Origin of the sequence: Nocardioides sp. (assembly GCF_035703625.1) — a bacterium.
Classification (GTDB): Bacteria; Actinomycetota; Actinomycetes; order Propionibacteriales; family Nocardioidaceae; genus Nocardioides.
Window position 1 is genome coordinate 1 of the sequence record NZ_DASSXS010000217.1, and the last position, 11,334, is coordinate 11,334.

Annotated in this window: 9 protein-coding genes; 1 reads left to right on the forward strand and 8 read right to left on the reverse strand. The window is 71.4% G+C overall.

All coding sequences use genetic code 11. The annotated features are described in order from the left end of the window. Positions 1-114 precede the first annotated feature (114 nt). From VFN12_RS11090 to tkt, 5 genes are read right to left on the reverse strand one after another with little or no spacing between them, the layout of a single operon-like run. Positions 115-1,041, reverse strand: coding sequence for a glucose-6-phosphate dehydrogenase assembly protein OpcA (locus VFN12_RS11090; protein ID WP_325118739.1), 927 nt, complete (start codon positions 1,039-1,041; stop codon positions 115-117). After that, the gene (zwf, locus tag VFN12_RS11095) at positions 1,038-2,576 is read right to left on the reverse strand and encodes a glucose-6-phosphate dehydrogenase (protein ID WP_325118748.1); all 1,539 of its coding nucleotides are present in this window, start codon (positions 2,574-2,576) and stop codon (positions 1,038-1,040) included. The genes VFN12_RS11090 and zwf overlap by 4 nt, the downstream gene beginning before the upstream one ends. Positions 2,577-2,587: 11 nt before the next feature. Then, positions 2,588-4,234 carry a glucose-6-phosphate isomerase gene (locus tag VFN12_RS11100; RefSeq protein WP_325118740.1) on the reverse strand — a complete coding sequence of 549 codons (1,647 nt, stop codon included), beginning with the start codon at positions 4,232-4,234 and terminating at the stop codon, positions 2,588-2,590. After that, a complete protein-coding gene (gene tal / locus VFN12_RS11105) occupies positions 4,231-5,355 on the reverse strand; it encodes a transaldolase (RefSeq protein ID WP_325118741.1) in 1,125 nt (374 codons plus the stop codon). Before tal ends, VFN12_RS11100 begins: the two co-directional genes overlap by 4 nt. 32 nt (positions 5,356-5,387) lie before the next feature. Then, entirely contained in the window at positions 5,388-7,478 is a 2,091-nt protein-coding gene (tkt, locus tag VFN12_RS11110; RefSeq protein WP_325118743.1) for a transketolase, read from the reverse strand. Between the two features lie 122 nt (positions 7,479-7,600). On the opposite strand from tkt, the gene VFN12_RS11115 reads away from it, so the two are divergent. Next, the gene (locus VFN12_RS11115; protein ID WP_325118744.1) at positions 7,601-8,545 is read left to right on the forward strand and encodes a heme o synthase; all 945 of its coding nucleotides are present in this window, start codon (positions 7,601-7,603) and stop codon (positions 8,543-8,545) included. Between the two features lie 80 nt (positions 8,546-8,625). Here VFN12_RS11115 and VFN12_RS11120 read toward each other — a convergent pair whose 3' ends face one another. The 3 genes from VFN12_RS11120 to VFN12_RS11130 are packed head-to-tail and all read right to left on the reverse strand — an operon-like array spanning position 8,626 to position 11,272. Next, on the reverse strand, positions 8,626-9,564 hold the full coding sequence (locus tag VFN12_RS11120; protein ID WP_325118745.1) for a COX15/CtaA family protein: 939 nt from the start codon (positions 9,562-9,564) through the stop codon (positions 8,626-8,628). Further along, on the reverse strand, positions 9,561-10,325 hold the full coding sequence (locus VFN12_RS11125; protein ID WP_325118746.1) for an ABC transporter permease: 765 nt from the start codon (positions 10,323-10,325) through the stop codon (positions 9,561-9,563). The genes VFN12_RS11120 and VFN12_RS11125 overlap by 4 nt, the downstream gene beginning before the upstream one ends. Beyond that, a complete protein-coding gene (locus VFN12_RS11130) occupies positions 10,322-11,272 on the reverse strand; it encodes an ABC transporter ATP-binding protein (RefSeq protein WP_325118747.1) in 951 nt (316 codons plus the stop codon). Before VFN12_RS11130 ends, VFN12_RS11125 begins: the two co-directional genes overlap by 4 nt. Positions 11,273-11,334 lie beyond the last annotated feature (62 nt).

Sequence of the window (11,334 nt, forward strand, 5' to 3'; positions counted from 1 at the left end):
CCACGTGCGGCTGCCGCCCCACGGCCTGGGCTGCAGCGAGGCGCGACACCAGCGCGCCGGCCACGGCCGTGGCAAGCGCCGGCGCGTCGTCGTGCACCTCGATCCGTGGTGCGTTCACGCTGAGCTCGGCCGGCGTGCGGCCAGTCGCCGTACCGTCGCCGCGTAGACCTCGTCCTCGTCGAGGCGCCGGAGCTCCTCGCCGAGCAGCTCCGGGAGGTCCCGCCGCTTCAGCGCCACGGGCCGGTCCGGCTGGTCCGGGGAGGAGAACGTCGCGAGCTTGCCGTCCGGGCGCGACAGCCGGATCGGGCCGGCCCTCGTCTCGAGGACGACCTCGGTGATGCCGGGGCCCTGGGAGCTCGTGCGCGCGACGTCCACGCGGAGCCGGTCGCCGAGCCACGTGGCCAGCAGGTCGGCGCTGGGGCTGATCCGCTCGGCGGTCACGGACGCCCCGGTCACCTTGACCCGGTGCTGGTCGAGGGCGGCCGCCAGCAGGGCGCGCCAGGGGGTGATCCGGGTCCAGGCGAGGTCGGTGTTGCCCGGGGCGTACGACGCGCACTGCGTCTCCATCGCCTTGGTCTTGCCGCGGGTCGTGGCCGCTGCGTCGGTGATCCGGCGCTTGGCGAGCGCGCCCAACGGGTCGCTGGCCGGGTCCTCCGGTGCGTCGATGGCCCACCAGATGGCCACGGGGGAGTCCGGCAGCAGCAGCGGGAGCACGACGGACTCCGCGTGCCTGACGACCTCGCCCTTGAGCCGGATCAGCGCGGTCTCGCCGGTCCACCCGGCTCCCGTGCCGACCTGGGCGTTGACCTGCGAAGCCCCCCGACCGTCGCCGAGGATGACCCCGAGCACCCGCGCCGGATGCTCCTTGGACGCCTGCCGGGCGGCGTCCATCGCCGCCTCCGCATGGTCCTCGGGCACGACGATGATGAGGGTCATCACCATCCCCATCGCGGGACTGCCGGCCCGCAGCCTGGCGCGGACGAACTCGGCCGCGATCTGCGAGGAGTTGGTGTCGACGAGCTCGATCATCCGGGTGGTCATGGCCGCCTCCAGGCCCGGCCGTCCCGGGCCAGCATCTTGTCCGCCGACTCGGGACCCCAGCCGCCGGACGCGTACTGCTCGGGCTTGCCCTTCCCCGTCCGGTCCTGCCGGTCCCAGTGGTCCAGGATCGGGTCGAGGATCTGCCAGGAGAGCTCGACCTCCTCGTGCTGCGGGAACAGCGGCGGGTCGCCGAGCAGCACGTCGAGGATCAGCCGCTCGTAGGCCTCCGGGCTGGCCTCGGTGAAGGTGCCGCCGTAGGCGAAGTCCATGCTCACGTCGCGGATCTCCATCTGGGTGCCGGGCACCTTGGAGCCGAACCGCAGCGTCATGCCCTCGTCGGGCTGGATCCGGATCACGAGGGTGTTGTGGGTGAGCTCCTCGGTGGAGACGGCACTGAACGGCTGGTGCGGCGCACGCTTGAACACCACTGCCACCTCGGTGACCCGCCGTCCCAGCCGCTTGCCGGTGCGCAGGTAGAACGGCACGCCCGCCCAGCGCCGGGTCTCGACGTCGAGGCGGATGGCCGCGTAGGTCTCGGTGGTCGAGGATGGCCCGATGCCCTCCTCGTCGAGGAAGCCGGGCACCTGCGCGCCACCGGCCCAACCCGGCGCGTACTGGCCGCGGGCGGTGTTGAGGTCGAGCCGGCGGGGGAGCACCACGCTCCGCAGCACCTTCTGCTTCTCCAGGCGCAGGCTCTCGGCGTCGAACGACGTCGGCTCCTCCATCGCCACCAGCGCCATCAGCTGGAGCAGGTGGTTCTGGATCACGTCGCGCGCGGCCCCGATGCCGTCGTAGTAGCCGGCGCGACCGCCGATGCCGAGGTCCTCGGCCATCGTGATCTGCACGTGGTCGACGTAGTTGCTGTTCCAGATGGGCTCGAACATCGCGTTCGCGAAGCGCATCGCGAGGATGTTCTGCACCGTCTCCTTGCCGAGGTAGTGGTCGATCCTGAAGATCGACTCCGGCGGGAACACCTGGTCGATCATCCGGTTCAGCTCTCGCGCGGACTCCAGGTCGTGGCCGAAGGGCTTCTCGATCACCACGCGGCGCCACGACTCATCGGCCGGGTCGACCAGTCCGTGCTCCTTGAGCTGGCCGACCGCGTCGCCGAAGAAGCCCGGTGGGATGGCGAGATAGAAGGCGTGGTTGCCGCCGGTGCCGCGGACCTCGTCGAGCTCCTCGATGGTGTGCCGCAGCTTCTCGAAGGCGAGGTCGTCGGAGAAGTCGCCCTGCACGAAGCGGATCCCCTCGGCGAGCTGGCGCCAGACCTCCTCGCGGAACTCGGTCCGCGCGTGTGCCTTGACCGAGTCGTGGACGATCTGGGCGAAGTCCTGGTCCACCCAGTCGCGCCGCGCGAACCCGACCACGCTGAACCCCGGGGGCAGCAGCCCGCGGTTGGCCAGGTCGTAGATCGCGGGCATCACCTTGCGCCTGGACAGGTCGCCGGTGACGCCGAAGATCACCATGCCGCAGGGGCCGGCGATCCGCGGCATCCGGCGATCTGCCGGGTCCCGGAGCGGGTTCCCGTTCTCCATGGCCCGCCTGGTCACGCCAGCGCCTTCTGTACGTCGGCCAGGTCGGCCGGGCTCGACACGTGCAGGCGGAGAACGGGGCGGCCCTGGTCCGCGAGCACCTGGCCGTCGCCGACGGCCTGGGCGGTCAGGAACTCGTGGAACGTGAACGGCCGGTCCGGGACGGCCAGGTCCGCCTCGGGCTGCCCAGTCACCTGGAGGTAGACCCCGGTGGGCGGTCCACCCTTGTGGTACTGGCCGGTGGAGTGCAGGAACCGGGGTCCCCACCCGAACGTGACGGGCCGCCCGGTCCTGGTGGCCAGCGCGTCCCGGACGGACGCGAGCGCCGCGTCCCGGTGCCGGTCGAGGTAGGCCTGCACGGCGACGTAGCCGTGGCCGGGGTCGAGCTGGTCGAGAAGCGCACTGACCGCGGCCTCGACGCTGTCGGTGCCCTCGGGAAGCCACGACCCGGAGGCGTAGACGGTGACCGGTCCGTCCTCGAACACGGGGACCGGTTCGGACGCGCCGCCGTCGAGCATCTCCCGCGCGGCGGCCTTGGCGCTCTCCACGTCGGGCTGGTCGAAGGGGTTGATCCCGATCATCCGGCCGGCGACGGCGGTGGCGTACTCCCACAGCAGCAGCTGGGCACCGAGCGGGGCATCGACCGAGACGCCGAACCCCGAGGCCGGTCGGACGGACTCCAGCGCGGGCTCCGGCCCGTAGGTCCCCAGGACCTCGTCGGGTGTGCTGGGGGAGAAGTTGGGCGCCTCGAACGAGTCGACCACCACCGGCAGGATGCCCTTGTCCTCCTTGCCGGTGGACTCCGCGATCAGCTGCTCGGCCCAGTCGCCGAGTCCGGCGTACGACGATCCGGCGTCGGCGAGCACCAGCTTGTCCACCCCGGCGGCGTTGGCGACGCCCAGCAGCGCGCCGAGCCGCAGTCCGGGATTGTCGACCGAGTCGGCCTCGAGAGCGGTCCGCATCCGGTCCGCCTTCTCGAGGAGGTCGGAGACGTCGGCGCCGGCCAGACCGCTGGGCACCAGTCCGAAGGCGGTCAGCGCGGAGTAGCGGCCGCCGACGTCGGGATCGGCGAGGAAGACCCGGTAGCCCGCTTCCTCGGCCAGGCCCGCCAGGGGGGAGCCGGGATCGGTCACCACGACGATGCGCTCGGCCGGGTCGATCCCGACGTCGCGGAAGGCCTTCTCGAACGCCCGGCGCTGGCTGTCGGTCTCGACCGTGCCCCCGGACTTGGAGGAGACGACGACCACGGTGTCGGCCAGGCGGTCCTCCAGCGCGCTGCGGACGAAGTCGGGGTCGGAGGAGTCCAGCACCACGAGCTCCACGCCCGCGGCGGCGCAGATGACCTCGGGGGCCAGGGACGAGCCACCCATGCCGCACAGGACGATCCTCGACAGACCCTGCTCCCTGAGCTCCACCTCCAGCGTGGAGATCTCGGTGACGAGCGACCTGGACCTCTCGGGCAGATCCACCCAGGCCAGCCGCTTGCCGGCCTCGTCCTCGGCGGCCGGTCCCCAGAGCGCCGGGTCCTGCCGCGCGATGCCACTGGCGACCTCGTCGGCCACGAGCTGCTCGACGGCCCTGGCGTAGGTGGACTCGTCGGGATAGCCGAAGAACAGCTCGAACCCCGCTCCCTTGGCGGTGTTCCAGGCCGTCTCAGTCATGCCTTGGCCGAGTCCATCTGATCCGAGACGGTGTCGAGCAGCTCCTGCCACGACTTCTCGAACTTCTCGACTCCCTCCTGCTCGAGGGTCGCGATCACGTCGTCGTAGTCGATGCCGACCGCGGCCAGGTCGTCCATCACCTGCTGCGCATGGTCGTAGCGGGTGGTCACCTGGTCGCCGTCGACCCTGCCGTGGTCGGCGAAGGCCTCCAGCGTCTTCTCGGGCATCGTGTTGACGGTGTTGGCGACCACGAGCTCGCCGACGTACATGGTGTCGTCGTAGTCGGGGTTCTTGACGCCGGTCGAGGCCCACAGCGGGCGCTGGGTGTTGGCGCCGGCCTCGGCGAGCTTCGCCCACCGTTCGCCCTCGAAGAACTTCTGGTAGTCGCGGTAGGCGAGCCGCGCGTTGGCGACCCCGGCCTTGCCGCGCAGCGCGAGCACGTCGTCGCCGTTGCCGTTCTTGTCGGCGATCTCCTCGAGGCGACGGTCGATCTCGGTGTCCACCCGGGAGACGAAGAAGGACGCCACGGAGTGGATCCGCGACAGGTCCTTGCCGTTCGCGAGCGCCTTCTCCAGCCCGGCGACGTAGGCCTCCATCACGTTGGCGTAGCGACCGAGTCCGAAGATCAGGGTGACGTTGACGCTGATCCCGTCGGCGAGGGCGTCGGTGATGGCCGGGGCGCCCTCGGTCGTGGCCGGGATCTTGATGAACAGGTTGTCCCGGTCGACCGCGGTCCACAGCTCGCGGGCGGAGGCCAGGGTCGCGTCGGTGTCGAACGCCAGGGTGGGGGCGACCTCGATCGAGACCCGTCCGTCGACGCCCCCGGTCGCGTCGTACGTCGGCCGGAGGACGTCGCAGGCGGCCTGCACGTCACTGGTGGTGAGCCCGAAGACGACCCTGTCCACGTCGTCGCCGGCGGCCACCCGCGCGCGGACCTCGTCGTCGTACCTCTCGCCGTCGGAGATGGCCGCCGCGAAGATCGTCGGGTTGGTGGTCACCCCGACCACCGACTTGTGCTTGACCAGGTCGGCGAGGTTGCCGGTCTCGATCCGCTCCCGGGACAAGTCGTCCAGCCAGATCGAGACCCCGGCCTCGGTGAGTGCCTTCAGTCGTTCGCTCATGCGTTCCTCCCTGTCGGTCGGGTGCCGTCGGCTCAGCCGGTGGCCCCCGCGATGCTGTCGTGGGCCGCCGACGCGACGGCGTCGGCGGTGAGGCCGTACTCGGTGAAGATCCGTGAGAACTCCGCGGACTGGCCGTACTGCTCGATGGACACGATCCGTCCGTGGTCGCCGACCAGCTCGCGCCACCCCTGGGCGACGCCGGCCTCGACGGACACCCGGGCCTTGACGGTCGGCGGGATCACGGTCTCCCGGTAGGACACCTCCTGCTCGTCGAACCACTCACGGCACGGCATCGAGACCACGCGGGCCCGTACGCCGTCGTCCGCGAGCAAGGTCCTGGCGGCCACCGCCAGCTGGAGCTCCGAGCCGGTGGCGATGATGACCACGTCGGGCAGCCCGCCTTCGGTGTCCAGCAGCACGTAGCCGCCGCGGTGGACGTTCGAGGTGTCCGAGAAGCCGTCCTCGCCGCGGGGGTACACGGGCAGGTTCTGCCGGCTGAGCGCCAGCCCGGCGGGCCGGTCGGTGTGCTCGAGGACCGCCTGCCAGCAGGCGGTCACCTCGTTGGCGTCGCCCGGCCGGACGACGTCGAGGCCGGGGATCGCCCGCAGCGCGGCGAGGTGCTCGATGGGCTGGTGGGTGGGGCCGTCCTCGCCCAGCCCGATCGAGTCGTGGGTCCAGACGTAGGTGACCGGCAGCTTCATCAGCGCCGCCAGGCGGACCGCGGGCCGCATGTAGTCGGAGAAGGTGAGGAACGTACCGCCGAAGGGGCGGGTGCCGCCGTGCACCGCGATGCCGTTGAGGATCGCGCCCATGGCGTGCTCACGGATGCCGAAGTGCAGCACCCGTCCGGCCAGCGGGTCGCCCTGCCACATCTTCGTGGAGCGGTCCTTCGGCAGGAACGACGGTGCGTCCGTGATCGTGGTGTTGTTGGACTCGGCGAGGTCGGCCGACCCACCCCACAGCTCGGGGACCTTGGCCGCGATCGCGTTGATGACAGCACCCGACGCCTTGCGGGTCGCGACGTCCTTCCCGGCCTCGAACGTCGGCAGCTGGTCGGCCCAGCCCTGCGGGAGGGTGCGGGTCTGGAGCCGCTCGAAGAGCGCGACGTCGGCCGACGGCTTCGTGGTCCAGTGCCGGAAGGCCTCGTCCCACTCGGCCTGGGCGGCCTTGCCACGCTCGACCGCCTGCCGGGTGTGCTCGAGAACCCCCGGCGGCACCTCGAACGTCTGGTCGGTGTCGAAGCCGAGGACCCGCTTGGTCGCGGCCACCTCGTCCTCGCCGAGGGCGGAGCCGTGCGACTTGCCGGTGTTCTGGGCCGACGGTGCGGGCCAGGCGATGATCGTGCGGAGCACGATGAAGCTGGGCCGGTCGGTGACGGCGTTCGCCTTGCGGATCGCCTCGTGGAGGGCGGGGACGTCCTCGACGTACTTGGTCTCGTCGTGGGTCCAGTCGACGGTCTGCACGTGCCAGCCGTAGGCCTCGTAGCGCTTGCCGACGTCCTCGGCCAGTGCGATGTCGGTGTTGTCCTCGATCGAGATCCGGTTGGCGTCGTAGATCACGGTGAGGTTGCCGAGCTGCTGAACGCCGGCGATCGCCGAGGCCTCGGCGCTGACGCCCTCCTCGATGTCGCCGTCGCTGCAGATGGCGTAGATCTGGTGGTCGAACGGCGAGGTGCCCTCGTCGGCGTTCGGGTCGAGCATCCCGCGCTCGCGGCGGGCGGCCATGGCCATGCCGACCGCGTTGCCGATGCCCTGCCCCAGCGGGCCGGTGGTGGTCTCGACACCCGCCGTGTGGCCGTACTCCGGGTGCCCGGGGGTCTTGCTGCCCCAGGTGCGCAGCGCCTTGATGTCGTCGAGCTCGAGCCCCCAGCCGCCCAGGAAGAGCTGGAGGTAGAGGGTGAGCGACGAGTGGCCGGCCGAGAGCACGAACCGGTCGCGCCCGGGCCAGTGCGGGTCCGCGGGGTTGTGCCGCATGACCTTCTGGAACAGCAGGTAGGCCGCCGGAGCGAGGCTCATGGCGGTCCCCGGATGGCCGTTGCCGACCTTCTGCACCGCGTCCATGGCCAGGACCCGGATCGTGTCCACCGCCTTGTCGTCGATCTCGGTCCAGTCGAGTGTGGTCACGAGGTTCCTTTCACGGTGCCGGGCAGGGGCCGGTCATCGTCTCGGCGTCGGCTTCGAGCCTACTCATTCCGCCGGATAGACTGCGACCCGCACTCAGCCGCCTCTCCACCGAGGAACCATTCGTGACGTACGTCGGCCAGCCGGCCTCCGCTGTCTCGCAGCCGGAACCGGCCCGCGCGACCGCCGGCGACGTCGTGGCGGCGTACGTCGGTCTGACGAAGCCCCGGGTCATCGAGCTGCTCCTCCTCACCACCGTGCCGGTCATGTTCTTCGCCGCCCGGGGCATTCCCGAGCTCGGGCTGGTCGTCGCCACGGTCGTCGGCGGCACGCTCTCGGCGGGTTCGGCCTCCGCGCTCAACTGTGTCTACGACCGAGACATCGACGAGCAGATGCGCCGTACCCGCAGACGGGCACTTCCACGCCACATCGTCTCCCCGCGTGCGGCGCTGATCTTCGGCCTCACGTTGGGCGTGGTGTCGACGGTGGTGCTCGCGGTCTGGGTCAACTGGCTCTCCGCGGGGTTGTCGGTGCTGGCGAACGCGTTCTACGTGCTCGTCTACACCATGGTCCTGAAGCGGCGGACCACCCAGAACATCGTCTGGGGAGGCCTGGCGGGCTGCTTCCCCGCGCTGATCGGCTGGACCGCGGTCACCGGCGCGCTGTCGTGGGTGCCGGTGGTGCTGTTCGCGGTGGTGTTCTTCTGGACCCCGCCGCACACCTGGGCCCTGGCCCTGCGCTACCGAGAGGACTACGCCAACGTCGAGGTGCCGATGCTCCCGGTCGTGGCCCCGGCCCGGGTGGTGGCGCGCCAGATCGTGGCCTATAGCTGGGTGATGGTGGCCACCTCGCTGCTGCTCTGGCCGGTGGCCGGCACCGGAGCCTTCTATCCGCTGGCCGCCGCCGTGCTGGGTGCGGTCTTCCTGGTCGAGGCCCATCGGATGTGGCGCCGGTCGGCCGGCACCGAGGACCTCAGCGTGATCCAGCCGATGCGGCTGTTCCACTCCTCGAACCTCTACCTCTCGCTGCTCTTCGTCGCGGTCGCGCTGGACCCGCTGCTCACCGGTTGACCCCGGTTGCGCGCGCGAGTCGGCGCGCAAAGCAAAATTTCTGTGCGTTCGGGCAACCAGTTCGCCCCGGATGGCGTATATCAGTACGAGGACGACGGTAGGGCCTGTCCACGGGGGTGCGGGCCGGCCGTCGTCCTCTTTTCGTGCGAGGGCTCCTCGCGGACCGCCAGCAGCGTCCAGGCCGCCGTGGCGGAGACCAGGGCGGCGCCCAGCAGGTGGAAGCCGACCAGCACCACCGGCAGGTCGGTGAAGTACTGAACGAAGCCGATCGTCCCCTGCGCGAGCTCCACGCCGAGCAGGACGAGTACGGCGTGCCGCACGGCCGGCGACCGGCCCGCGGCCCGGACCGCGAACAGCAGCCCGGCCGTGAGCCCGACGAACAGGAACACCAGGTCCGCGTGGAGCTGGCTCACCTGGAGCGGGTTCAGATCGTTGCGCGGTGAGTCGGCGTCACCGGCGTGCGGCCCGGAGCCGGTCACCACCGTGCCGACGACCAGCACCAGCCAGCCGGCCCCGAACGTCAGCCAGGCGAGGGTCACGTCGGGCCCCCTCCGTGGCAGCGGGGACGGGCGATCGAGGCGCCACAGGAACAGCACCGCGAGCCCGATGATCGCCAGGGAACACAGCAGGTGCAGGGACACGACCCACGGATTGAGGTCGGTCAGCACGGTCACGCCGCCGATGACCGCCTGGGCGGGAATGCCCAGCGCCAGCAGCAGCGCGAGGATCGCCAGCTCGGCGCGGCCGGTCCGCACAGCCGCGACGCAGGCGGTCACGAGGGTGGCCACCGCGATCGCCACCAGCACGAAGGTGAGCATCCGGTTGCCGAACTCGATGGCCTCGTGGACGTCGAGCGCGCCGTGGGGGCGGAAGGACCGGTCGGTGCAGCGTGGCCAGGTCGGACAGCCCAGGCCGGAGCCGGTCAGCCGGACGGCTCCACCGGTGACGACGAGGACGCAGTTGGCCACGAGCGTGGCCCAGGCCAGCGGCCGGAGCGCTCGCGGCATGTCGGTGCTCACTCCCACCGGAACGTCCGTGCGGTGAGGAAGGTGCCGAGCACCGCCCACGCGAGCAGCACGAGCAGGTCGGTCCAGGCGATCGTGTCGCGGATCAGGGCGTCGCGCATGGCGTCGCCGAGTGCCCCGGAGGGCAGCCAACGCACGAGGTCGCCGAAGGCGCCGTACGCGACCGAGGGCACGACGACGGCGCCGCCGGCCATCAGCAGCAGGTAGACCAGGTTGGCGGCCGCGAGCGTGGCCTCGGCGCGCAGCACCCCGGCGACGAACAGGCCGAGGGAGGCGAACGCCGCCGTGCCCAGGACGACCGTCAGGAACGTCGCCACCAGGCTCGGATCGGGGTCCCAGCCCAACGCCAGCGCCACCGATCCGATGACCACCATCTGGGCCAGCTCGACCAGCAGCAGGGAGCACACCTTGCCCGCGAGGAGGCCGGACCGGGGCAGGGGTGAGGAACCGAGCCGCTTGATGACGCCGTACCGCCGCTCGAATCCGGTGGTGATCGCCAGCGAGGTGAAGGCGGTCGACATCACCGCCAGGGCGAGGACCCCGGGAGTGAACACGTCGACCGACGCGTGCTGGAACTGGATGTCGAGCGCCTTGGTCCCCTTGACGCCCGCGACCAGCACGATCACGGGGATGACCACGGCGAGGAGCAGCTGCTCACCGTTGCGCACCATCAGCCGGGACTCCATGAGGGCCTGGGCGGCGACCATCCGGGAGAGCGGCGCGGCTCCGGGACGAGGAGTGAAGGTGTCGCTCATGCCGAGAGCTCCCGCCCGGTCAGTTGCAGGAAGACGTCCTCGAGGGTGCGCTGGCCCAGGGTGAGCGACTCCGGCAGCACGCCGTGCTCCTGGCACCAGCCGGAGATGTTCGCCAGGGTGGAGGCGTCGGCCGGGCCGGTCACCAGCAGGCTGACCTCGTCGAGCTGGGTGACCTCGGTCAGGTCGCCGAGCGCGCGGCGCAGCGACTCCGGGGCTCCGGGCGGGAACGGCCTGCTGACGATCAGCCGGATGGTCGCCGTCGGCCGCCGGTCCGCGCTGCCGCGGGTCAGCTCGAGCGCGGTACCGGTGGCGATCAGCCGACCGCGGTCGATGATGTGGATCCGGTCGGCGAGGCGTTCGGCCTCGTCCATGTAGTGGGTCGTGAGCACCACGGTGACCCCGCTGGCCCGGAGCTCCTCGAGCAGCTCCCACGTCCCGCGCCGCGCCTTCGGGTCCATGCCGGCCGTGGGCTCGTCGACGAAGACGATCTCGGGGCGGCCGACCAGGGCCATGGCCAGCCCCAGGCGCTGCTGCTGGCCCCCCGACAGCCGGCGGTACGGCGTGCTGCCGCAGTCGCCGAGGCCGAGCCGCTCGCCCAGCAGGTCCACATCGAGAGGGTGGGCGTGCAGGCGTGCCACGTGGCGCAGCATCTCCATGGCCCGTACGCCGCTCCATGCTCCTCCGTCCTGGAGCATGACGCCGATCCGCGGCAGCAGGTCCCGGCGGTCCCGCACGGGGTCGAGCCCGAGCACCCGGACCGACCCCTGCTGGGGCTGCCGGTAGCCCTCACAGGTCTCCAGCGTCGTCGTCTTCCCGGCGCCGTTCGGTCCGAGGACGGCGGTGATGGAGGCCCGCTCGACCGCCAGCGACAGTCCGTCGACGGCGACCTTGTCGCCGTATCGCATCACCAGACCGTCGACTTCGACGGCGGGATCGGCGGCTGGCACGGCGGCATTCTCTCACCCGGGTCTTCCGCCGAGCCGGGTGGTTGGCGCGGCAGGCGCGGGGG

What these genes read in the sequence shown, in the direction of transcription:
- VFN12_RS11090 (WP_325118739.1), bottom strand. Translation starts at nt 1,041, where the DNA reads ATGACCACCCGGATGATCGAGCTCGTCGACACCAACTCCTCGCAGATC.
- zwf (WP_325118748.1), bottom strand. Translation starts at nt 2,576, where the DNA reads ATGGAGAACGGGAACCCGCTCCGGGACCCGGCAGATCGCCGGATGCCG.
- VFN12_RS11100 (WP_325118740.1), bottom strand. Translation starts at nt 4,234, where the DNA reads ATGACTGAGACGGCCTGGAACACCGCCAAGGGAGCGGGGTTCGAGCTG.
- tal (WP_325118741.1), bottom strand. Translation starts at nt 5,355, where the DNA reads ATGAGCGAACGACTGAAGGCACTCACCGAGGCCGGGGTCTCGATCTGG.
- VFN12_RS11125 (WP_325118746.1), bottom strand. Translation starts at nt 10,325, where the DNA reads ATGAGCGACACCTTCACTCCTCGTCCCGGAGCCGCGCCGCTCTCCCGG.